The organism is Mycobacterium sp. SMC-4 (assembly GCF_025263265.1).
In the GTDB taxonomy this organism is placed as follows: Bacteria; Actinomycetota; Actinomycetes; order Mycobacteriales; family Mycobacteriaceae; genus Mycobacterium.
Genome location: NZ_CP079869.1, coordinates 2,768,730 through 2,792,088, shown reverse-complemented (window position 1 = coordinate 2,792,088; position 23,359 = coordinate 2,768,730). Strand labels below are relative to the sequence as shown.

General features: G+C 66.7%; 17 protein-coding genes. 6 read left to right on the top strand and 11 right to left on the bottom strand.

Translation table 11 applies throughout. The features are described from left to right. Positions 1-21 precede the first annotated feature (21 nt). Positions 22-1,461 carry an ethanolamine permease gene (gene eat, locus KXD98_RS13480; protein ID WP_260764927.1) on the top strand — a complete coding sequence of 480 codons (1,440 nt, stop codon included), beginning with the start codon at positions 22-24 and terminating at the stop codon, positions 1,459-1,461. Between the two features lie 7 nt (positions 1,462-1,468). On the opposite strand, the gene KXD98_RS13475 is transcribed toward eat, so the two are convergent. Both KXD98_RS13475 and KXD98_RS13470 read right to left on the bottom strand, forming a co-directional pair. Then, on the bottom strand, positions 1,469-2,134 hold the full coding sequence (locus tag KXD98_RS13475; RefSeq protein WP_260764926.1) for a sensor domain-containing protein: 666 nt from the start codon (positions 2,132-2,134) through the stop codon (positions 1,469-1,471). Next, on the bottom strand, positions 2,131-4,530 hold the full coding sequence (locus KXD98_RS13470; RefSeq protein WP_396883069.1) for a Tex family protein: 2,400 nt from the start codon (positions 4,528-4,530) through the stop codon (positions 2,131-2,133). Before KXD98_RS13470 ends, KXD98_RS13475 begins: the two co-directional genes overlap by 4 nt. Positions 4,531-4,659: 129 nt before the next feature. Here KXD98_RS13470 and KXD98_RS13465 point away from each other — a divergent pair, with 129 nt between their 5' ends. Continuing rightward, the gene (locus KXD98_RS13465) at positions 4,660-6,798 is read left to right on the top strand and encodes a catalase (protein ID WP_260764925.1); all 2,139 of its coding nucleotides are present in this window, start codon (positions 4,660-4,662) and stop codon (positions 6,796-6,798) included. Between the two features lie 5 nt (positions 6,799-6,803). On the opposite strand, the gene KXD98_RS13460 is transcribed toward KXD98_RS13465, so the two are convergent. The 3 genes from KXD98_RS13460 to KXD98_RS13450 form a co-directional block, all read right to left on the bottom strand. Continuing rightward, the gene (locus KXD98_RS13460; protein ID WP_260764924.1) at positions 6,804-7,616 is read right to left on the bottom strand and encodes a SigB/SigF/SigG family RNA polymerase sigma factor; all 813 of its coding nucleotides are present in this window, start codon (positions 7,614-7,616) and stop codon (positions 6,804-6,806) included. Between the two features lie 182 nt (positions 7,617-7,798). Then, positions 7,799-9,682, bottom strand: a complete 1,884-nt coding sequence (locus tag KXD98_RS13455) for a CheR family methyltransferase (RefSeq protein ID WP_260764922.1) — start codon at positions 9,680-9,682, stop codon at positions 7,799-7,801. A 64-nt stretch (positions 9,683-9,746) separates the two neighbouring features. After that, positions 9,747-10,889: a glycosyltransferase gene (locus KXD98_RS13450; RefSeq protein ID WP_260764921.1), complete on the bottom strand. Its 1,143-nt coding sequence runs from the start codon at positions 10,887-10,889 to the stop codon at positions 9,747-9,749. A 180-nt stretch (positions 10,890-11,069) separates the two neighbouring features. Here KXD98_RS13450 and KXD98_RS13445 point away from each other — a divergent pair, with 180 nt between their 5' ends. Both KXD98_RS13445 and KXD98_RS13440 read left to right on the top strand, forming a co-directional pair. Beyond that, on the top strand, positions 11,070-12,080 hold the full coding sequence (locus tag KXD98_RS13445; protein ID WP_260764920.1) for a chemotaxis protein CheB: 1,011 nt from the start codon (positions 11,070-11,072) through the stop codon (positions 12,078-12,080). Further along, positions 12,073-12,840 carry a sulfate transporter gene (locus KXD98_RS13440; RefSeq protein WP_260764919.1) on the top strand — a complete coding sequence of 256 codons (768 nt, stop codon included), beginning with the start codon at positions 12,073-12,075 and terminating at the stop codon, positions 12,838-12,840. Before KXD98_RS13445 ends, KXD98_RS13440 begins: the two co-directional genes overlap by 8 nt. A 10-nt stretch (positions 12,841-12,850) precedes the next feature. Here KXD98_RS13440 and katG read toward each other — a convergent pair whose 3' ends face one another. Both katG and KXD98_RS13430 read right to left on the bottom strand, forming a co-directional pair. Then, positions 12,851-15,097: a catalase/peroxidase HPI gene (gene katG, locus KXD98_RS13435; protein WP_260764918.1), complete on the bottom strand. Its 2,247-nt coding sequence runs from the start codon at positions 15,095-15,097 to the stop codon at positions 12,851-12,853. A 48-nt stretch (positions 15,098-15,145) separates the two neighbouring features. Further along, entirely contained in the window at positions 15,146-15,589 is a 444-nt protein-coding gene (locus tag KXD98_RS13430; protein WP_260764914.1) for a Fur family transcriptional regulator, read from the bottom strand. A gap of 175 nt (positions 15,590-15,764) precedes the next feature. Here KXD98_RS13430 and KXD98_RS13425 point away from each other — a divergent pair, with 175 nt between their 5' ends. Next, the gene (locus KXD98_RS13425) at positions 15,765-16,010 is read left to right on the top strand and encodes a hypothetical protein (protein WP_260764913.1); all 246 of its coding nucleotides are present in this window, start codon (positions 15,765-15,767) and stop codon (positions 16,008-16,010) included. Between the two features lie 15 nt (positions 16,011-16,025). On the opposite strand, the gene KXD98_RS13420 is transcribed toward KXD98_RS13425, so the two are convergent. The 3 genes from KXD98_RS13420 to KXD98_RS13410 all read right to left on the bottom strand — a co-directional run bounded on the left by KXD98_RS13420 (position 16,026) and on the right by KXD98_RS13410 (position 20,536). Next, the gene (locus KXD98_RS13420; RefSeq protein ID WP_260764912.1) at positions 16,026-17,144 is read right to left on the bottom strand and encodes a hypothetical protein; all 1,119 of its coding nucleotides are present in this window, start codon (positions 17,142-17,144) and stop codon (positions 16,026-16,028) included. A 150-nt stretch (positions 17,145-17,294) separates the two neighbouring features. After that, positions 17,295-19,532, bottom strand: coding sequence for an NADP-dependent isocitrate dehydrogenase (locus KXD98_RS13415; protein ID WP_260764911.1), 2,238 nt, complete (start codon positions 19,530-19,532; stop codon positions 17,295-17,297). A 152-nt stretch (positions 19,533-19,684) separates the two neighbouring features. Then, positions 19,685-20,536, bottom strand: coding sequence for a TIGR03619 family F420-dependent LLM class oxidoreductase (locus KXD98_RS13410; RefSeq protein WP_260765184.1), 852 nt, complete (start codon positions 20,534-20,536; stop codon positions 19,685-19,687). 118 nt (positions 20,537-20,654) lie between these two features. Between KXD98_RS13410 and KXD98_RS13405 the strand changes: the two genes are divergently transcribed. Then, positions 20,655-21,308 carry a glycoside hydrolase gene (locus KXD98_RS13405; protein ID WP_260764910.1) on the top strand — a complete coding sequence of 218 codons (654 nt, stop codon included), beginning with the start codon at positions 20,655-20,657 and terminating at the stop codon, positions 21,306-21,308. 4 nt (positions 21,309-21,312) lie between these two features. Here KXD98_RS13405 and KXD98_RS13400 read toward each other — a convergent pair whose 3' ends face one another. Next, positions 21,313-23,355: an alkaline phosphatase family protein gene (locus tag KXD98_RS13400; protein ID WP_260764909.1), complete on the bottom strand. Its 2,043-nt coding sequence runs from the start codon at positions 23,353-23,355 to the stop codon at positions 21,313-21,315. Positions 23,356-23,359: the final 4 nt, after the last annotated feature.

The following is a 23,359-nucleotide window of genomic DNA, read 5'->3' as shown; positions in this document are numbered from 1 at the left end:
CGTCGAACGGAGTCGTATGTCATGAGTACCGACCGTCGCCACGACCATAAGGCCCACAGCTTCGAAGCGCATCGCGAGTCGGCCGCCTACCTGGAGAAGCGTCAGCTCAAATCCGGCAGCGCGGGTTGGCTGCTGCTGGCCGCGCTCGGCGTCGGCTACGTCATCTCAGGCGACTACTCCGGATGGAACTTCGGCTTGGCCGAAGGCGGTTTCGGGGGCCTGGCGATCGCGGCCGCGATCATCGCCTGCATGTACCTGGCCTTGGTTCTCGGGATGGCCGAGCTGTCCTCGGCACTACCAGCCGCTGGCGGCGGGTACACCTTCGCCCGTCGCGCCCTGGGACCGTGGGGCGGTTTCGCCACCGGCACGGCAATCCTGATCGAGTACGCGATCGCGCCGGCGGCGATCGCCACGTTCATCGGGGCCTATGTCGAGTCGTTGGGGCTCTTCGGCATCGAAGACGGCTGGTGGGTCTATCTGGCCGCCTACGTGATCTTCGTCGGTATCCATCTGGCCGGCGTGGGCGAAGCGCTCAAAGTCATGTTCGTCATCACCGCGATCGCGCTGATCGGCCTGGTGGTCTTCGCCTTCGCCGCAGCCGGGCAGTTCGACTCGGCCAACCTCACCGATATCGCGGTCACCGACGCCGCCGGGGCCTCGCCTCTGCTGCCGTTCGGCCTGCTCGGTGTGTGGGCCGCTCTGCCGTTCGCCATCTGGTTCTTCTTGGCCATTGAGGGGGTGCCGCTGGCGGCCGAAGAAGCCGCTGACCCGAGGCGCAACGTCCCCCGCGGCATCATCGCTGGCATCGCGGTCCTGCTGGTGACCTGTGTGACGGTGCTGGTGTTGGCCACCGGCGCCGGAGGTGCGGCGGCGATGTCGGAGTCCGGTAATCCGTTGGTCGAAGCCCTCGGCGACGGCACCTGGGCCAGGGTCGTCAACTACATCGGGTTGGCCGGTCTGATCGCGAGCTTCTTCTCGATCATCTACGCCTACTCGCGCCAGTTGTTCGCGCTGTCGCGCGCGGGTTACCTGCCCCCGGCGCTGTCGGTGACCAACCGTCGTAAGGCACCGACGCTGGCCCTGGTGATCCCCGGAGTCATCGGGTTCGGCTTGTCGCTGACGGGGCAGGGCGACCTGCTGCTCAACATGGCGGTGTTCGGGGCGGCGTTGAGTTATGTGCTGATGATGGTCAGCCATATCGTGCTGCGCGTGCGAGCACCCGAGATGCCGCGCCCGTACCGCACCCCGGGCGGCGTGGTCACCACCGGATTCGCCTTGGTCATCGCGGTATTCGCGGTCATCGCGACGTTCCTCGTCAACCCGGTGGCCGCGTTCTGCTGTCTGGTCGTGTTCGGGTTGTTCATGGCCTACTTCGGCATCTACAGCCGCCACCACCTGGTGGCCAACTCCCCCGACGAAGAATTCGCGGCACTGGCCGCCGCCGAGGAAGAGCTGCGATAGGTCGGCCTCAAGCGGTGGTGTTGGCCAGCGCTTCGATGCGGAAGCGGGCGTCGGTGGCCAATGGCGCCGCATCGAAGCCCGCCGCGGCACCGCACGCGGTGATCTCGATTGCCGCGTTGTGGGCGGCGACGAACGCATTGTCGCAGTTCCAGTCCGCGGCCCGCAGCGACCACAGCACACTGTCCGCGGGGGGCTCCGCTGCGCCCGGTTCCGCGCGGAAGACGTAGGTTCGGCCCCGCATCGTGGTGACCGACAGCGGTGTGTCGCGGCACGCCTGGATGGTGTCGCGCACGTTCTCCAGCGCTGCACCGGAATCGAAATCGTAGCGGTAGACCGCGACCATCTCTTCGACGTAGACCGCTGCGTCGGGGGTGGTCCAGTGCCCGCCGGCGGAGGCCATCGGCCGTAGCGTCGCCAGGAACGGGGGATCGACCTCTCGGGCCAGCCCGCTGCAGCGGTCGGGGTCGACCGAGACGAACAGGTTGCCTTCTCCGTCTTGGACTTCCGGGCTGAGCAGGTCGTGCACCTGCAGTGTGGAGATGGGCGCGGCCACCGTCTCCGGCCGGGCGAGCGGGCTGTCCACCGTGCGGGTGCATCCGGCGACCAGAGCGACGGCGAGGACCGCGACCGCGCAGGTGAGCGCGATCGGGTGCCGGCGCGCCGCGGCGATCACCGCCCGAAACCCGCCTCGCGCAAGGCCTGAGCCATCGAGCCGCTCGGACCGTTGTTCTGCCTTCCGCGACCTTTGTCATCCCGCTGAGAGTTGTTGTTCTTCGGGTTGTTTCGCTTCTCCGCGGGCCGGCGCCGGCCCGAATTGCCGCCCCCGTCGCGTTGGCGGTCTCGGTTCTTCGGGGCGGCAGCGGCGTCGTCGTTGAGGCGCAGACTCAGGCCGATACGTTGTCGTTCGACGTCGACGCTGACGACCTTGACGCGGATCACCTGACCCGAGCGCACCACTTCATGCGGGTCGGAGATGTAGCGGTCAGACATCGCCGAGACGTGCACCAGACCGTCCTGGTGGACGCCGATATCGACAAACGCGCCGAAGGCGGCCACGTTGGTGACCACTCCCTCGAGCACCATTCCCACTTTCAGGTCGGCGACCTTCTCGACACCGTCGGCGAAGGTGGCGGTGGTGAACGCCGGACGCGGATCGCGGCCGGGCTTCTCGAGTTCGGCCAGGATGTCGGTGACGGTGGGGACACCGAAGCGCTCGTCGGCGAACTCGGTCGGCCGCAGACCACGCAGCAGCCGCTGGTTGCCGATGATCTCGCCCAGTGTGACCCCGGCGCGGTCGAGGATCCGGCGTACCACCGGATAGGACTCAGGATGCACACCGGATCCGTCGAGTGGATCCTGCCCGTCGCGGATCCGCAGGAAACCCGCGCACTGCTCGAAAGCCTTGGGCCCCAGGCGCGGCACGTCGAGCAGCGCGCGGCGGCTGGTGAATCGTCCGGTCCTGTCGCGGTGCGCCACGATGGCTTCCGCCAGAGACTCGCTGATACCCGAAACCCGAGCCAACAGCGGCACCGAAGCCGTGTTGAGATCGACCCCAACGGCATGCACAGCGTCCTCGACCACTGCGCCCAGACTGCGCGCCAGGGTCGTCGGGGCCACGTCGTGCTGATACTGACCCACGCCGATGGACTTCGGCTCGATCTTGACCAGCTCGGCCAGCGGGTCCTGGAGTCGCCGGGCGATCGAGACGGCTCCGCGCAACGTCACGTCGAGCCCGGCCAGCTCGTGGGCGGCGTAGGCCGATGCCGAATACACCGACGCGCCGGCCTCGCTGACCATCGCCTTGGTCGGCGCACCCGCGCCGGCGGCCCGGACGTCGGCGATCAGCTCGGCGGCCAGCGCGTCGGTCTCCCGCGAGGCCGTGCCGTTGCCGACGGCGATGAGTTCCACTGCGTGGCGGGTCACCAGGCCGGAGAGCACCGACTTGGCGGCCTCCCATTGCTTGTGCGGCTGGTGCGGGTAGATGGTCGCGGTCTCGAGCACCTTGCCGGTGCCGTCCACGACGGCGACCTTGACGCCGGTCCGAAAGCCCGGGTCCAGGCCCAGTGTGGTGCGGTTGCCTGCCGGCGGCGCCAGCAGCAGGTCTTTGAGATTGCGAGCGAATACGGCGACCGCGTCATGCTCGGCGCGCATCTTCAACCGGACCCGCGCGTCCACCGCCGCCGACACCGACAACCGCGTGCGCCACGCGAACCCGACCGTGGCCGCCAACCATGGTGTGGCGGCCGCGTCGCGGGCCAGGTCGATGCCCAATGCCTGGGCGATCATCACCTGGTACTGCTCGTCGGTGCCCGCATCGACGGTCAATGCGAGCACCTGCTCCTTCTCCCCGCGCAGTACCGCCAACACGCGGTGCGACGGCATCTGCGCCAGAGGCTCGGAGAACTCGAAGTAGTCACGGAACTTCTGCGCAGCGGGGGCGGTGGCCATCGCGTCGGGGGCCGGGCGGGTGCGGACCGAGCCATGCTCCCACAACCGCTCTCGAAGCGCACCGACCAGCTCGGCGTCCTCGGCAGCGCGTTCGACCAGGATGTGACGTGCGCCCTCCAGCGCTGCAGCGGGGTCGGCGACGTCGGCGGTGACGAACGCCGCGGCGGCGGTCTCTGGCCGCACCGTCGGGTCGCCGAGCAGTTGGTCTGCCAGCGGCTGCAGCCCCGCTTCCCGGGCGATCTGCGCCTTGGTCCGCCGCTTGGGTTTGTAGGGCAGGTAGATGTCCTCGACGCGGGCCTTGGTGTCGGCCGCGGCCAGCGCGGCGGCGAGCTCGTCGGTCAGCTTGCCTTGTTCGGCGATCGAGCCCAGCACCGAGGCGCGACGGTCGTCGAGCTCACGCAGATACCCGAGCCGCTCCGCGAGCAGGCGCAACTGACCGTCGTCGAGGCTGCCGGTGACCTCCTTGCGGTATCGAGCGATGAACGGCACCGTCGCCCCCTCGTCGAGCAGTCGCACCGCGGCTGCGACCTGCCGTTCTGCCACCTCCAGCTCCTCGGCGAGGCGGACGGTCACGCTCTTGACCGCAGCGGACGGAATGCTCAGGGCAGTGCTCGAATTCACGCGCAGGACCCTACCCAATTGCTCCGACACCCCGGGCCGGACACGACCCAATCCGCGGTTCGGCGTTTATTGGCAGTGGCGCCGGGTACGACCATGCGCCGTAAGTAGACCCCAGCCCATGGAGGCCCGATGCCCGCCGCCCGCCGACCCAAGCAGTCCGCACCAACCGTCGTCAGTGCCACCGGATCTGTGAAAGGACCTGCATCGCAGGAGGATCCGCGTAGCCAGCAAGGTCGCCATCTGACCACTGCGCACGGTGTACGAATCCCTGACACCGATCACTCACTCAAGGCCGGCGTACGCGGTCCGACGCTGATGGAGGACTTCCACCTGCGCGAGAAGATCACCCACTTCGACCACGAGCGGATCCCGGAGCGCGTGGTCCACGCCCGCGGTTCGGCCGCCCACGGGATCTTCGAGGCTTACGGTAACGCCGCGAAGTTCACCAAAGCGGCGTTCCTGGCCGCCAAGGGCAAACAGACCGCGGTGTTCTGCCGATTCTCTACGGTTCTCGGCTCGCGGGGATCAGCCGACACGGTTCGTGACACCCGGGGTTTTGCGGTGAAGTTCTACACCGACGAGGGCACATTCGACCTGGTCGGTAACAACATTCCGGTCTTTTTCATCCAGGACGGCATCAAGTTCCCCGACGTCATCCATGCCGCCAAACCGCATCCCGACCTGGAGATCCCCCAGGCCCAGTCGGCCCACGACACGTTCTGGGATTTCGTCTCGCTGCATACCGAGGCCACCCACCATGTGCTGTGGAACATGAGCGACCGCGGGATCCCGCGGTCGTTCCGGACCATGGAGGGGTTCGGCGTGCACACCTTCCGGCTGGTCGACGCCAAGGGCCGGACCAGCCTGGTCAAGTTCCACTGGAAGCCGTTGGCCGGGGTGCATTCCCAGGTCTGGGAGGAGGCCCAGATCGCCGCCGGATGCGATCCCGACTTCCACCGGCGTGACATGGCCGACGGTATCGACTCCGGCGCACCGTTGGAGTACGAACTCGGAGTGCAGGTGATGCCCGACGACGGCACCGACTCCTACGACGGCATCGACCTGCTGGACCCGACCAAGATCGTGCCCGAGGAAGTGGTGCCGGTCCAGCTGATCGGCAAGTTGGCCCTCAACCGCAACCCGACCAACTTCTTCGCCGAGACCGAACAGGTGGCCTTCCACACCGGCAATCTGGTGCCGGGCATCGAGGTCACCAACGACCCGCTGATGCAGGCACGACTGTTCTCCTACCTCGACACTCAGCTGCTGCGGCTGGGCGGACCGAACTTCACGCAGCTGCCCATCAACCGACCACACTGTCCAGTCAACGACATGTTCCGCGACGGCATGCATCAGACGGCGGTGCACGCCGGCCAGGCCCCATACCGGCCCAACAGCATCGACGGGGGCGAGCCGGTTCTCGCCGACGAGCGCGAGGGCGCCTACGTGCCCACCGCGCGTCCGGTGCAGGGCGAGGTGGTGCGCGGCAAACCGGCGTCGTTCGACGACCACTACACCCAGCCGGCCATGTTCTACCGGTCGCTGACCGACGTCGAGCAGACCCACATCGTCGAGGCGTTCACGTTCGAACTGGGTAAGTGCTACGACCAGGCCATCAAGGAACGTCAGCTGCAGGTGCTGGCCAATGTCGATTCCGAGTTGTGCGCCAAGGTGGCAGAAGGTCTGGGATTGCCTGCCCCGAAAGGCAACCCACCGGCAAAGGTGTTCCGATCCCCCGCGCTGTCGCAGGTGGTCACCACACCCGGCCCGGTGGCGGGCCGCAAAGTCGCAGTCGTTGCCGACAATTCGTCCGACCTGGCCGGTCTGGCGAAGCTGGCCAAGGCGCTGGACAAGGTCGGGGCCCAGGCGATGGTGCTGGCGCCGGTCGGCGGACAGCTCACATCCGGCCGCCGAACCGTGACAGTAGACCGCACGTTCGCCACTGCGCGCTCGATCGAGTTCGATGCTGTGGTGATCGCCGACCGCGCGCCCAACCGCGTCGACATCAGGCTCGCGGTGCTGCTGCACGAGATGTACCGGCACTGCAAGCCGTTGGGCGCCTGGGGAGACGGACGCGCGCTGCTCGCGACCATCGACATCAGCTCCGACGGGCCCGGTGTGCTCACCGCAGATGACGCGTCGACGTCGTTCAGCGCCGAACTTATCGCCGCACTGGGACTGCATCGGGTGTGGGACCGCACCGGCGCGATCATGACCTCGCAGGTGCCCCCGGCGCGGGGACTGCTGCGACGGCGCAAGCGCACGTAGACCTGTCAGGCGACATCGCTGTCGGCCCGCTCCACCATGCCGTCGCGCAGCCTGCGCAGCGACTGGGCGAGCAGGCGCGAGACGTGCATCTGGGAGATGCCCATACGCGTGGCGATCTCGGACTGAGTGAGCGACTCGAAAAAGCGCATGATGACGATGCGGTACTCGCGTTCCGGCAGCAACTCCAACTGAGCGCGCAGCGCATCGCGGTCCTCGACGAAATCCATGTCGGGATCGCAGCCGCCGAGCCGGTCGATCAGCGCCGGCGTGCCGACGTCCTCGCGGGACGCCTGCTCGTCGATCGACCGTGCCTTGAAACCTGCTGCAGCGGTCAGCGTGGCAACGATGTCCGCCTGCTCCACGCCCAAGGCCCTGGCCAGCTCCCCGGCGGTTGGTGCGCGCCCCAACCGGTGGGTGAGGTCGTTGGTCAGTGGTGCCAGCGACGGGTAGATGTCTTTGAGTCGACGCGGCACGTTCACCGACCAGCTGAAGTCCCGGAAGTACCGTTTGACCTCACCGAGCATGGTGGGAATCGCGTAGGACAGGAACTCGGTGCCGGCGCACGGGTCGAAGCGGTTAACCGCATTCATCAGGCCGACCCGCGCCACCTGGACGAGGTCGTCATGGGCTTCTCCGCGACGGTCGTAGCGGCGTGCGATACGTTCGGCCAGCGGCAGGCACTCTTCGACGATGCGGTCGCGCAAACGGCTCCGTTCCGCCGAGTCGACGGGAAGCTCATGCAGTCGCACGAACGCGATTCGCAGCCAGGTATGGTCCGGTTCTCCGGTGGACGTTCGGTTACCGTCGTGCTGCGTCATCGCAACCGGATACCCGCTCCGGCAGACCCCGCCGAGACGATTCGGCGCGCTCGGCGTCACCGTGCAGCGGTGCCTTCACGAAATATGTTGTCTGCTAGCCTTTGTCGACGATCAGTGTGACACGCGCTGCGGACGAAATCTTCGCAATCTGGCCTACGCTTCGTTTGGTGGATGCCGGCGGGTCAGCCCACCACCTCCATCAACAGCATGGCGCCGTTGACGGAATCATCGGCTGCACGAAATGCTGTGCACTGCACTCGTATTCGAGCTGTTCGGCCGCGGCGGTTGACCGCGTCGACGGTCGTTTCCTCGGCCAGGTCCGCGTCGACGAAGACGCGGCCTATCAGTGGCTTGACCGCGTCGGTGGGTAACCCGATGTCCAGATTGGGCAGCGGGATTCCCAGCGCCTCTTCGCGGCGCAGACCCCACAGTTCTTCACATCCGCGATTCCACACCACCACGCGCATCTGACGGTCCACCACCACCAACCCCAGCCTGATCGAGCTGGTGATCGACTCCATGAACGCCGTGGCCTCTTCCAGCTCGAGGCTGCGTTCACGCAACGCGTCGTTGATCGTGTGCAGCTCGTCGTTGGTGGACTGCAACTCCTCGTTCATGGTCTCGAGCTCTTCGTTGGTCGACTGCAGTTCCTCGTTGGTGGTCTCGAGCTCTTCGACCGTGGACTGCAGCTCCTCGTTGGTGGTTTCGAGTTCTTCGTTGGTCGACTGCAGTTCCTCGTAGGCGGTCTCGAGTTGACGGTTGGTGTCCACCACCTTGTCGACCAGCGCACGGGTGGCCGTGACGTCGAAGAACACGATCGAGATTCCGAGCAGGCCGTTCTCAACGTCGACGAGGGGGTTGACGTGGATCTCGAACCACACCGGGTCGAAGCCCGGACGCTGCCATTGCACGTCCTGGATACGTGCCGAGCGGCGCTCGACCTTTGCCTGCTCGAGATAGTTGCGCAACTCCACCGGCCGGTACGACACATCGAGATCGCGTAGTAACCGGCCGATGTCGCGTGCCGACAGACCGAACGTCACCTCGGCCTGGTGATTGATCATGGCCACGGTGTCCTCCCCGGTGACCACGATCTGGGCGACCGGGCCGGCCCGGAATGCCAGGTCGCGGATGGTGTCCATCCCCGAGACCTCACCGTGGCGCTCGGTCGTCTCAGCGGCTGCCAGACGGTCGACGGTGACCGGGCTGGTGGCCACCTTGCGGAAGAACCGGTACTTCAGGTTCAGCGGGGTGAATCGGTCGGTGTGACTCAACAACATCTCGGCGTGGCCGAGGAACAGCACGCCGCGCGGCGCGAGCGCGAAATGCAGCCGGCCCAGCACGCTGCGTTGGGTGTCGGCGTTGAGGTACATCAGCGTGTTGCGACACACCAGCAGGTCGACCCGAGAGATCGGGGCATCCTTGACCAGATCGTTGCGGCCGAAGATGACTGCTCGCCGTAGGTCGGTGCGAAACAGGTACTTGCCGTTGACCGATTCGAAGTACCGGTCGAGCAGCTCGGGGCGAACGGACTCGACTGCCTTGGCGTCATAGGATGCGGTGCGAGCCTCGGCGAGGGCCTCCTCGTCCACATCGGTGGCGTAGATCTTGACACGCTGGCGGAAGTCATCGGGACCCATCGCCTCGGCCAGGATCATCGCCAGCGTGTAGGCCTCCTGGCCGGACGCGCAGCCGGCGCTCCACACCCGGATCGGGTCGGTGGGGCCGCGCTCGGCCAGCAGCGTCGGGACCACCTCGTCGCGCAGGAAGTCCCACGCCGGGGTGTCGCGGAAGAAGCTGGTGACATTGATCAAAATGGTGTTGAACAGCGTCGAGAACTCGTCCGCGGAGGCCTGCAGCGTGTCGAGATACTCCTCGAACGTCGACTGGCCGGCCTGCTCCATGCGGTGGCGCACCCGTCGCATCAGCGAGGTGCGCTTGTACCCGGTGAAATCGAATCCTCGGGCATCGCGAAGGTACCGGAGCAGGGATTCGAAGGCTTCGGCCTCGCTGTCGGCCCCGCCGTCAGTCTCGCTGCCGATGTCTGCGTACTTACCGCGGTCCATTCGCCGAGAATGCCAGATGGCACCGTCTGCCTGCCCCGGTCACTGGCCACAGACCGCTCGCGAGTTACCGGGCAAGCGAATTGCCGGCCCGCTGCGCGGCGGTTTGATAGATCACCTCGGCATCGGTGGCGATGCGGTCCCAGCAATAGCGCGACCGCACCCGGGCACGCCCGGCCAGCCCCATGCCCTGGCGCAGGACGGTCTGCCGCAGTACCGAACGCAGCGCACCGACCAGTGCTTCGGCATTGTCCGGTGGGACGAGGAGCCCGGTGACGTCGGCGACGATCGCGTCCCGGGACCCGCCGGCCTCGACCGCCACCACCGCAGCTCCCGAGGCCATCGCCCGCAGGGCTAGGCTCGCGTGCGGGTCGTACGCCGACGGGCAGACGACGACGTCGCCGGCCCGCAGCAGCACGCTGAGTTCGGACTCGGCGACAGCGGTCGACACCCGGACACGTGCGCTGACACCGGCGCGCTCGATCATGCGATGTAACCGATTCAGCTCGGTCTCACCGGACTGCGCCGTGGTGGCGATGATCAGATCGGCGGACGGCAGCGATGGCAACACCCGGATCAGCTGGTCCAGACCGTGATGCGCGGCCAGATCGTGGGTCAGCGAAACGATTCGGTGGCGGTTGGTGCCCTCGGTAGCGCTCGGCGCCTCCATACCGACTTCCCCGACTTCGATGCCCGCGGGTAACACCGACACCCGTGCCCGCGGGCACCCCATCCGGATCACTTCGAGCTTGTCGTCGGTGCATGCGGTGGTCACCGCGGTGGCGTTCTTGGCGAGTAGGGCTTCGATCTTGGGGCGGTCGCCGGGGTCCTCCCCAGCATGGCGCGCTGTGGTGGTCGACAGGCCGTGAAATCCCTGCACGGTGGGCACCGTGGTCTTCTTGGCAGCCAACTGACCGGCCAGCCCGTACGCCCAGCCGGCGCAGTGCACGACGACGGGGCGGTCGTCGCGCCAGGCCTGCACCAGGAAGCGCCCCACATCACCGATCATCGGCATCAGTGACTCTTCCCGGGAGTCAGCGGTCGGGTCGACGGGTATCGCGACGACATCGCATTCGGACGTGGACATGGGGGGGTCGGGAACCGCCGTGGTGAAGATTCGGACCTCATGTCCGCGTCGGGTCAACGTGGCGGCCAGTGCGGCGAGGTCGTACGTTGCTCCGGACAGATCCCCAACCAAAGCTAGTTTCATGTAACCCTTTCTGCGGGATCGGCTGTCGAACCCGTAGAGCTGGGAGTCCATTTCGGGCGATCGGCAAACGCCGACGTCCAGATGCTTCGCATCGTGTCTGAAGTTTTTCGTATTTCGGATATCTGACGTCTGGACCAGAGGTATTGCTTACCGAATGGAGAAACGGGTAGCCGGGCACGGATGATTACTGGCTCGCTTCGTCGTGCCGACGGCGTGATAGCTGTCGGCGGATCGGCGGGTGGCGTCGAAGCGCTGTGCAAAGTCGCCGCCGGCCTTCCCGCCGACCTGCCCTACGCCGTGTTGATGGCCCTGCACCTGCCCGCAGCAGGACCCAGCGTCCTCGCCCAGATCATCGATCGCCACAGCGCGATGAGCGCCGTTGCTGCCGAGCATGGCGCCGCGTTGCTGGCCGGTCGAATCTATGTCGCGGTGCCCGGACGTCACCTGCTGACACATGACCACCAGATCGTGCTGTCCGACGGGCCGACCGAGAATGGCCACCGCCCGGCGTTGAACGCGATGTTCCGATCCGTGGCGGTCGCGTTCGGCCCCTCAGCGATCGGCGTCGTGATGTCCGGTGTGCTCGACGACGGCGTCCTCGGTCTGGCGGCGATCCGCGCGCGCGGTGGCATCACCCTGTGCCAGACGCCCTCCGACGCAATGTTTTCGGCCATGCCGACCCACGCCCTGCAGGCAGGTGTTGTTGATCAGACCGCCACAGCGCACGAAATGGGTCCCCTCGTCGGCAAGCTGTGCGCTCGTCGCCCCGACCGGATGCCCCGCCCGCCCGACGGGTACCTGGAGTTGGAGAACCGCATCGCGATGGCCGACCGGTTCTCCGCCGACATCGGCGCCGAATCTCTCGGGCCACCTTCGGGTTTCACCTGTCCGGACTGCAACGGCTCGCTCCACGAAGTCGGAGACGGCCGCTTCCGCTGTCAGGTGGGCCATGCCTGGACCGGCGACTCTCTGTTGTCAGCGTGCGACGACGAGGTCCAGCGCGCCCTGTGGGTGGCGGTGCGCAGCCTGCACGAGAAGTCCCGACTGGCCCACCAGCTGGCGGCCAAGGCGACGACAGAGATTCTGCGCAACCGCTATATCGCCCTCGCCGAGGAGACCGATAAGGCCCAGGCAGTGTTGCGGGAAAGACTGGCCACATCGGAAACAGACTCGCCCGCGCACGATGTCTGAGCACCCGATGTTCGAGGAGTCAGCGGTGTCGGTGGCGACCCGCCATTCGGCGGACCGGATCCGTCTGGTGCTCGATGGAACCCTGGACAGCGTGACCTACCTACATGTGCGCGACAGTGTGGTCAAGGCCGCCCTCGAGGAACCCGCAGTGGTCGAGGTCGACGTGAGCAGGCTGTGTGTGCCCACCACTTCGGCGTGGACGGTGTTCACCAGCGCGCGGTGGCACGTCAGTACCTGGCCCGACGTCCCCGTCGTGCTGGTCTGCACCGATCCCTTACGCCGGGCCGCGATCACCCGCACGGCGATCCAACGCTATGTCCCGGTCTATCCACGATCACCGGGCGAATCCGAGCTTGTGGTCGCCCGACGAAGCATCCGGCGGCGTGCCCGGGCCCAGCTGCCGCCGATGCTCAGCAGCCTGCGCCAGGGGCGTCAACTCATCTCGCAGTGGCTGCAGACCTGGGATCGCAATGATGCCGGGATCACCGCGCAGACATTGGCCACAATCCTCATCGAGAACGTGTTGGAGCACACCACGAGTGCCCCGACGCTCCAGCTGGAAGCCACCGACAGCACGGTCACCGTGGCGGTCCGCGACACCAGTCCGCGGCCGGCCGTGCGCCATGAGGACCCAGAGCGCGGCGCCCACACCGTCTCCGGTCTGGCCATCGTCGCGGCGCTGAGCCGCGCCTGGGGTTCTCACCCGATGGCAGACGGAAAGACGGTGTGGGCGCTCGTCGGACCCGAAAGCTACCTGTAAGACTTGCCGATCACCGCAAGTCGAACCGGTCGTTGTTCATTACCTTGACCCAGGCAGCGACGAAGTCCTCGACGAACTTGCCCTTGCTGTCGTCCTGCGCGTAGACCTCGGCGATGCCGCGCAGCACCGAGTTCGAGCCGAACACCAGGTCGTTGGCCGTTGCCGTCCACCGGGTCTCACCGGTGACCCGGTCGCGACCCTCGTAGACGTTCTCGGTGGCTTCCGACGGCTTCCACTCCGTGCGCATGTCGAGCAGGTTGACGAAGAAGTCGTTGCTCAACGCCCCCGGAGTCTCGGTGAAGACACCGTGCTTGGTGCCACCGTGGTTGACGTTGAGCACTCGCAGACCACCGAGCAGCGCGGCGAGCTCCGGCGCGGTCAGGTCGAGCATGTAGGCCCGCTCGACCAGCAACTGCTCCAGCGGGGCCTTCTCCCCCGGCCGGACGAAGTTACGGAAACCGTCGGCACGCGGTTCGAGCACCGCAAACGACTCCACATCGGTGTTGTCCTGGGTGGCGTCGGTTCGTCCCGGTGCGAAGTGCACGTCGATCGCGTAGCCGGCGTCGCGGGCAGCCTTCTCCACGGCCGCGGAACCGCCCAGCACGATGATGTCGGCCAGCGACACCTTCTTGCCGCCGGAGGCCGACGCGTTGAACTCCTGTTGCACCCGCTCGAGCACCGGAAGCACCTTGGCCAGCTCGGTCGGCTCGTTGGCCTCCCAGTCCTTCTGCGGTTGCAGCCGGATCCGAGCGCCGTTGGCACCGCCGCGCTTGTCCGTGCCGCGGAAACTGCCGGCCGACGCCCACGCCGTCTTGATCAGCTGTTGCACCGTCAGGCCGGAGTCGAGCAGCTTGGTCTTCAGTGCCGCGATGTCGGACTCGTCGATCAGCTCGTGATCGACCGCCGGTACCGGGTCTTGCCACAGCTTCGGCTCGGGAATCCAGGGCCCGAGGTAGCGGCTGATCGGCCCCATGTCGCGGTGCATCAGCTTGAACCAGGCGCTGGCGAAGGCCGCGTCCATCTCTTCGGGATGGTCGAGCCAGCGCCGGGTGATCTTGCCGTAGATCGGGTCCTCGCGCATCGAGACATCGGTGACCAGCATCGTGGGTTTGCGCGGCGGGCCGCCGAACGGGTCCGGGATGGTCGCCTCGGCGTTCTTGGCCTCGAACTGCCACGCGCCGGTGGGGCTCTTGGTCAGCTCCCACTCGTTGCCGTACAGGATCTCCAGGTAGCGGTTGCTCCACTGGGTGGGCTTGTCGGTCCAGACGACCTCCAGACCGCTGGTGATGGTGTCACCGGCCTTGCCGGAACCGAAGGGGCACTTCCAGCCCAGTCCCTGGTCCTCGATCGGCGCACCCTCGGGCTCGGGACCCATCCCCTCGTCGGGACCGGCACCGTGGGTCTTGCCCAGAGTGTGGCCGCCGACGATCAGAGCCGCGGTCTCCTCGTCGTTCATCGCCATCCGGCCGAAGGTCTCGCGGATATCGTGGGCGGCGGCCAGTGGGTCCGGCTTCCCTTCCGGGCCTTCGGGGTTGACGTAGATCAGCCCCATGGTGGTGGCGCCGAACGGCTCGGCCAACTTGCGGTCGGAATCGTTGGTGCCGTCGTAGCGCTTGTCGGTGCCCAGCCAGGTGTCCTCCTGACCCCACAGCATCTCTTCGGGCTCCCAGATGTCCTCGCGACCGAAGGCGAAACCGGCGGTCTTGAAGCCGGACGCTTCGAGCGCGGCGTTGCCCGCGTAGGCAATCAGGTCGGCCCAGGAGATCTTGTTGCCGTACTTCTGCTTGACCGGCCACAACAGCCGGCGCGCCTTGTCCAGGTTCGCGTTGTCGGGCCAGCTGTTGAGCGGGGCGAAGCGCTGCGCGCCCTGCCCTGCGCCGCCGCGACCGTCGAAGATGCGGTAGGTGCCGGCGGCGTGCCAGCTCATCCGGATGAACAGGCCCGCGTAGCTGCCGTAGTCGGCCGGCCACCAGTCCTGGGAGGTCGTGACGACCTCGAAGACATCGCGTTTGAACGCCTCGACATCGAGCTTGGCGAACTCCGCGGCGTAGTCGAAGTCGACACCGAGCGGGTTGCCCTTCTCGTTCTGCTTGTGCAGCACCGACACATCGACCTGTTCGGGCCACCAATCCCGGTTGGTCAGCGGAGCGTGCGACTTCGGCTTCGGCGAGTCGATCGCCGGGTTCTCGCTCTCGCTGCTGCTGGCAGTCTTGCTGTCAGCGTGCGGGGGCCGAGCATCGGAGGTATCAGATGACACTGTGTTCCCTTCCTGATCCATTCATTCGGTAAATGATGGGGCTGTTGATCACGGATGTGATCGGGACTTCTGAGATGCCGTGCATCGGGGGCAGAGCCCCCAGTAGATGACCTCTGCCTCGTCGATGTCGAAGCCGAGTTCGTCTGAGGCCGTCAGGCACGGGGTGTCGCCGACTGCGCAATCTACGTCGGCGATCACCCCGCAGGACCGACACACCACGTGGTGGTGATTGTCGGCGACCCGGGTTTCATACCGGGCCACTGATCCTGCCGGCTGTATCCGTCGCACCAATCCGGTCGCTGCCAACGCGTTGAGCGCGTCGTAGACCGTTTGACGGGAGATGTCGGGCAGCACACCGCGTGCGGCCCGGATGATGAGCTCAGTGTCAGCATGCGGGTGCTGTTCGACTGCCTGCAGCACCGCCATTCGCGGGCGGGTGACGCGCAGGGCGGCCGACCGCAGTGCGTCCGCATAGTCGGAATCTTCGGCCATCTTCTCGATCTTGTCCGGTTTTCTGGACGGAATCAAGTTTTTCCCGAAATTCGTCGACCCGTGTTTCGACTGCTGTTGCGACGCCCGTTACCACCATCCGGGCCCGCCGCCGCGTCAAAGTTTTCGCGCAATCCGGCCGGGTATGCGGCGGCCATGACAGCTGCACAGTTGGCCCTTGTCACCTGCGCGTCGAGCGGGATCGGTCGGGAGTTGGCGCGCATCCTCGCCTCGAACGGCTACGACGTCGTCGCCGCCTAAAGACGATGCGATCAACGATCTTCCCGAGGAGCTGGCCCGCGTCGGCGGTTCGGTACACCCCGGCTCACTGAGCTCGAAGCTGATGGGCACCGTGGCGTGGGTACTGCCCGACTCGCTCAAGGCTGCGCGAAGCCGGTTGATCTCGGTGCCGCTGGGACGCTGAGGCCGCGACTCGGCCTCAGGGCAGCGCGCCCAGGAACATGTTCAGCGGTCCCGGCGGTGGTTCGGGTGCTGCAGGCGGGACCGGCGCGGCAGGCGGGACCGGCTCCGGTACCGCCACAGGCCCGGCCACCGGTGCGGGGTGGTTCAGATGTGGTTGCTCAGCACCGATCGTGGCCGCCTCGGCCGGAGCGGGCGTGGTGACCGCCGCTGGAGCGGTCACCATCTCCGATGCCGGGGATATCTGCGGCGCCGACTCGGTGGCAGTGGCCTCCTCGACCGTCGAGGTGACCGGCACCGAGGCCGGTTGGCGTGCAGCGGGGGCGTCGGGCACGGTCTGAGCAGTCGGGGATCGCACCACCTCGGCCGCCGTGACGGACTCGCGCGGAGTCGCCACCTCGGGCTGGGCGGCCACCGCCGGGACCGGCTGCGGTGCGGGCGCAACCGGGCCCTTGTCACGCGACGGTTCGGGAGCCGAGGTGCTCGGCTCGGCGACCGCGCTGGCCGGAGCAGGCCCGGGTGCGGGTCCAGATGTGGGGCCGACGAGTGCATAGAGGGCGACACCGACGACAGCGGTGACGCCGATCGCAGCCGCGATTCGCAGCGGAACGCGGGTGGCCGCCGACTGCAGGGAGACGCGCGTGGCGTCGACCAGGCCGGACATCGCAGTGCGGGCGGTGTCCAGCCGGGCGCGTGTGCTCTCGCGTGCCGAACCGGATGGCGCGGTGCGGTGCGGCACCAATGCCGCGAGCCGATGCAGCGCAGAGCCGGTGTCGTCGGCGCGCGCAGCTCGGGCTGCGCCGTAGGCCATGGCCAGATGCGGGGCGATGTGGCGGGCGGTGCGATTGCGCGCTTCGCGGGCCTGCTCCGGAGTGATCGTCTCGATCGCGTCGAACCCGTAGAGGCGCAACTTGGTCCGCAGCCGGATGCCGTGCTGGCGGCCGTCAGGCGTCCAGGCCAGGTGCACGCTGTCGATGCGATGGTCGGTTTGCGCGGCGAAGGCCTGAACACTTTGCGCAGCCGCTTTGGCTACCTCGTCGAGCGAGGTGACAGCGACGACTTCCTCGGCCAGGACGGTGCCGGTACTGGTGTCGAGAAGCACCCAGACCGCGCTCGTGGCGGTCAGTGACAAGCCCATTACCCGCATAGCTACCCCTAGTCGACTACCAGTGATGGCTGTTTATCGGTACGTGTGGGGCGGATGTTACTCATGTCACCTCCCCGCACCGGGCCGATAGCGAAATCACGATGCTCGGCACCGCGAAGTGCAACCGATAGCTGACCCGCGCTAACCGCCGGCCCGCTCCAGCGTCTCGTTGAAGGTCTTGCTGGGACGCATCACCGCGGTCGTCTTCTCCCGGTCCGGGTAGTAGTAGCCGCCGATGTCGACGGACTCCCCCTGCACCTCGTTGAGCTCGGCGATGATTGTCTCTTCGTTGTCGGCCAGCGCCTTCGCCAACGGGGTGAAGTACTCGGCGAGTTCGCCGTCCTCACTCTGCTGGGCCAGCTCCTGCGCCCAGTACAAACTCAGGTAGAACTGGCTGCCGCGGTTGTCCAGCTCGCCGGCCTTACGCGACGGGCTCTTGTTGTTGTCGAGCAACTTGCCGATTGCGGCGTCGAGGGTCTTGCCCAGCAGCTCGGCCTTCTTGTTACCCGACTTGCGGCCCATGTCCTCGAAGCTCGCGCCCAGCGCGAGGAACTCGCCCAGCGAATCCCACCGCAGGTGGTTCTCTTCGAGCAGCTGGCTTACGTGTTTGGGGGCGGACCCGCCCGCGCCGGTCTCGTACATGCCGCCGCCGGCCATCAGAGGCACGATGGACAGCATCTTGGCGCTGGTGCCGAGCTCGAGGATCGGGAACAGGTCGGTCAGGTAGTCACGCAGGATGTTGCCGGTCACCGCGATGGTGTCCTGCCCGCGGATGACCCGCTCGATTGTGTATCGCATCGCCCAGACCTGCGGCATGATCTGGATCTGCAGACCTTCGGTGTCATGGTCGGACAGGTAGGCCTTGACCTTCTTGCGCAGCTCGACTTCGTGGGGACGCTCGGTGTCGAGCCAGAACACGGCCGGCATACCCGAGGCGCGGGCCCGCGTCACGGCCAGCTTGACCCAGTCCCGGATCGCGGCGTCCTTGACGATGGGCATACGCCAGATGTCGCCGGTCTCGACGTTCTGGCTCAGCAGCACCTCGCCGGTGTCGATGTCGACGATGTCGGCCACGCCGTCCTCGGGGATCTCGAACGTCTTGTCGTGGGAGCCGTACTCTTCGGCCTTCATCGCCATCAGCCCGACGTTGGGAACGGTGCCCATCGTCGTCGGATCGAACTGGCCGTGGGTCTTACAGAAGTTGATGATCTCCTGGTAGATCCGGGAGAACGTGGATTCCGGATTGACCGCCTTGGTGTCCTTGGTGCGGCCGTCGGCGCCGTACATCTTGCCGCCGAGCCGGATCATCGCCGGCATCGACGCGTCGACGATCACGTCGCTGGGCGAGTGGAAGTTGGTGATACCGCGCGCTGAATCGACCATCGCCAATTCGGGCCGGGTCTCGTGGCAACGGTGGAGGTCCTCGATGATCTCGTCACGCTGCGACGCCGGTAGCGAGGCGATCTTGTCGTACAGATCGCTCATGCCGTTGTTGACGTTGACGCCGAGATCGTCGAACAGCTTCTGGTGCTTGGCGAACGCGTCCTTGTAGAACACCTTGACCGCATGGCCGAACACGATGGGGTGGCTGACCTTCATCATCGTCGCCTTGACGTGCAGTGAGAACATGACCCCGGTCTTGTAGGCGTCCTGCATCTCCTCCTCGTAGAAGTCGCACAACGCCTTCTTGCTCATGAACATGCTGTCGATGACGTCGCCGTCTTCGAGAGCCACCTCGGGCTTGAGTACCTGGGTCTGGCCGCTCTTGGTGGTCAAGACCATCTTGACCTTGCGGTCTTTGTCGATGGTCATCGATTTCTCGCCATGGTAGAAGTCGCCGTGCTTCATGGTCGCCACATGGGTACGCGACGCCTGCGACCACTCCCCCATGCTGTGCGGGTGCTTGCGGGCGTACTCCTTGACCGCCTTGGGTGCACGGCGATCTGAATTGCCCTGGCGGAGAACGGGATTGACCGCACTGCCGAGCACTTTCGCGTAGCGCTCCTTGATCTGCTTCTCGTCGTCGTTCTGTGGTTCGCCGGGGTAGTCGGGCAGGTCGTAGCCCTTGGCCTTGAGCTCCTTGATCGCGGCCAGAAGCTGCGGAACCGAGGCGCTGATGTTGGGAAGTTTGATGATGTTGGTCTCGGGCAGCTGGGTCAGCTCGCCGAGCTCGGCGAGGTTGTCGGGCACCTTCTGCTCTTCGGTCAGCCGATCGCTGAACTCGGCGAGGATGCGCGCTGCCACCGAGATGTCGGTGGACTTGACGTCGATGCCGGCCGCGGAGGCGAAGGTGCGGACCACCGGCAAGAACGCAAACGTCGCCAGCAGTGGCGCCTCGTCGGTCAGCGTGTAGATGATGGTCGGCTGCTCAGCGCTCATGTGCTGTCTCCCGGCGTAGGTCTGGCGTCAGTTCGAAGAGCTGTGACCCTTCTGGCGCAGACTACCGAACATGCCCGGACCCCCGGTGGGTCAGCTCGGGCTTCGCGGCCGTCACGGCGCGGTCGCGCGGGCACAACCCTTCTGTGTGACGGTCAGAGGGTGTCGGCGATGTCGCGCAGCAACCCGAGCTGCTCGAGGTAATGCTCCAGCGAGCGTGCAGTCAGGGTGCACGACACCGCGGTGGCGCCCGCCTCGCGCAGCGTCTCGAGTCGATTCCGGACGTCCGGGCCACGTGCCGCCGGGTCGAGCGCGCCGGTGGGCAGGACGACGTCGAACCCTGCCGGCGGATCCGCGGCGGCCAGCATCTCCCGCACTTGCCGGACCGGCAGCGCGAACGGCAGCCAACCGTCGGCAAGCGCTATCGCCCGGCGCAGAGACTGGGTGGTTCTGCCGCCCACCCAGATCGGCACCCGCGCAGCGCTCGCGAACGGCCGCACAGACATCCCGCCGAAGGAGTAATGCGGCCCGTGATACTCGGGCTTCGGGCTCGACAGCGACGCACGCAATGCGCGAAGTGCGTCGTCGGCACGCGCGGCTCGCTGGTCCCACTGCGCTCCGATGAGGTCGAATTCAGCTGCGAGGGAACCGATTCCGACGCCCAGGATCAGTCGCCCGGCACTGAGTCGGTCCAGCGTGCCGTAGCGTTTGACGATCTCAAGCGGGTGGTGGTAGCCCAGCACCACCACTGCGGTGGTGAGCTTGATCCGCCGGGTGTGCGCGGCAAGAAACCCCAGGGTGGACAACGGATCCCAGTACACGTCGCCTCGCGCCGGGGCCTCGTCGACGGGGATCGCGACATGTTCGGAGCAGGTCAGGAACTCGTAGCCGAGCTCATCGGCGGTGGTGGCGACCCGACGCAGTTCCTCGGGACCCGCGTCGGCTTCCCAGGGCGAGGCGACGCCGGGAACCTGCACCACGACCGGTGTGGACAGTCCCAGACGCACCTCGTCATCGTAGGCGCGCACGGTGTGGACCCTGGTGAGACCCCTCGGGTCCGGACGCGCCACACGGTGGTGTGGCAAAAGCCGCCAATGCCCTGCAGGCGCCGTTTATGGTGCTGTGGTGGGCAGGAATGTGTTAGCTAACGGCCGTGGCCGGTGGTTGGCCATTGCCGTGTCCCTGGTGGCCTCGGCAGGCATGATCTTCGCCCAGACCGCGGCGCCTCCGCCTGCCCCGGAGCCGTCGGCAGTCCCGTCGAAAGCGTTCGATCCGGCGCCGCGGCCCCCCACCGTACCGGTGCCGACCGAAGCCGAATTATTGGCCGCCAGCGCGCCGGTCGACGCCCGGGTGTTCGAGTTCGCGCTGCCTCAGGGCGTGGGCCATGAGGGCGGGTTGCAGGTCAAGACCATCTGGGCGGCGCGGGCGATCAGCATGATGTTTCCCGAGATCACGACGATCGGCGGATACCGGCAGGATCCGTTGCCATGGCATCCCAATGGGCTGGCCATCGACGTGATGATCCCCAACCATCACAGCGATGAGGGCATTGAGCTGGGTAACCAGATCGCGGGCTTCGCGCTGGCCAATGCGAAGCGGTGGGGCGTGCTGCATGTGATCTGGCGACAGGGCTACTACCCGGGCATCGGTGCTCCGAGCTGGACCGCGGACTACGGCTCGGAGACGCTGAATCACTTCGACCACGTGCATATCAGCACCGACGGCGGTGGCTACCCGACCGGCAAAGAGACCTATTACATCTCCTCGATGCAGCGTTAGCCGGTTACGCGGCCACGCCGGCGGGCCCGCACAGCAGCACGGCCGTGGACCGGGACGCGCAGATTGCTGCCACTCGCATGTCGGACGGCGAGGTGAACTCGGTCGGTGGTGGGGCCGGCGGCCACAGCGGGAAGATGCTCGCGCCGGTCACCCCGGTCAACCGGGCGACGATCTGCGCGACGATGTTGGTGGCGATGTAGAGCACGTCGCCGAGCAGCTGGACCGGGGTGATCGCGACCTTGGCCAGCAGGCTGACCAGGAAGATCTCCATGTCGGCGATCGCCTGCAGACCTGAGGTGGCGGTGCTGGTCAGTTGCTGGACGTAGTACGGGATCGCGCCGAAGATGGTCCGTGCGCCCAGCGCGATCTGGGTGCCGATGTCGGGATAGCCGTAATTGTCGATGGCATCGAGCAGTGCCTGACGCAGCGCGGCGTCGGGGTCAGCACCCACCGGAACAACGGTGCCACCGCGGTCGAGCAGCGATTGGCCGTCGAAATCGCCGGCGGTGCCGAGATTCAACAACGCCAGGACGGTCGGGGTGACGTCGGCGATCTGGTACTGCAGGTTCATCGCACCGGAGGTGAAGAGCAGCGGGTTGTAGGCCAGGACGAATGTCGAGGTCTCATCGGGTGACTGGAAGCCATGGCCGAACCCGACCTGGGGTTGATGGCCGTGGTCGGTGACCATCAGGATCGTCCAGTCCTGGCCCGACGTGGCGATGGCGTCGAGGATGTCGCCGAGGTTGCGGTCGAAGTTCTCCAGCGCCAGCCGGTACTGCTCCGAAGCGCCGCCGTACAGGTGTCCGTTCTCGTCGACGCCGACGAAGTAGCTGAAGACGAAGTTCGGGACATCCGGGTCAGCACCGAGGATCGCGGCTGCGGTGGCCTGTCCGACCGCGTCGTCGGTCAGTAGCCAATTGGTGTCTCCGGGCACCTGATTGATGTTGATGACCAGGTCGGCACCCACGGTGCCGGCATCGGCGATGGCGGAGATGACGTTCCAGTTGGCGATGGAGGTCGTCTGCACCGCCGGGTTCTGGCTCTCGATCAGCGTGAAGACCCTCGGCCACTTGTTGTAGGTCCAGGGAGTGAAGACATTGTTGATGACGCCGGTGCGCTCACCCCACACTCCGGTCAGAACTGAGGTCCACGACGGGTTGGAGATGGTCGTGTGTCCGACGATGCTGGACGCCGCGGTGGTGCTGCCGGCCATCAGGTCGAAGAAGTTGACCATCGCCGGGTTGGTCAGGATCCGGCTCAGGTTCGCTCCGTCGACGCCGATCAGCAAGACATTCGGCGAGTCGTCGATGGCCAGCACATTGGCTTGCTGCGGAACGACACTGCCCAGCCTGCGCTGCGCGTTGCGCTCCAGCTCGTCGCGCACGGCGCCCATCGCGGCCAGCATCACCGGCGCGTGCATCGGTACGCCCTTGCCGGGGGCAGCGGCGGGGCTCAGTAGTGCGGACACCAGACCTGACAGGGCGCCGGCCAGGGTTGTTCGTTCACGGGTCGGCGCCGACCTCGGAGCGCGCCGCTGCACGGGCCGCGCGGTGGTTGAGGTCGTCACTGCCGCGACGGTTTGGGTGGTCGAATCTGCCATCGCCGTCGGCTCAGCGGCGGATTCCGGCGCTGTCGCGTTGTTGGTCACCAAGGATTGCCCGACGGATGGGACAGCAGGCGCGTCCGCCGCAACCTTGTCTCGTCCCTGCTTGCGCGCCCGCGCATCGACATTGCTGGCCTCGGCGGCGTCGTCTGACGTCTCGTGGACGCGCGCTTGGGCGGCGCGGCGTGGCGATGCCGGTGCCTCGGTGTCGCTGTCTCGACGGTCGCGCCGCCGCTCGGCATGCTCGTTTTCGGCACGCTGACCAGTCGATACACGTGCGCGTTGCTGCGACGGCTCCGAAGACGACCGGGGTGACGATGAAGACGTCGAGGACGAGGTGCCCGGGTCGGCGTAGGCGACAGCAGGCATGCTGCCCAGCGCAGCGCCGACGCCCAATGTCACCGCCAGCACTCCGATGCGACCGATGAATTTTGCCTGACCCATCTCG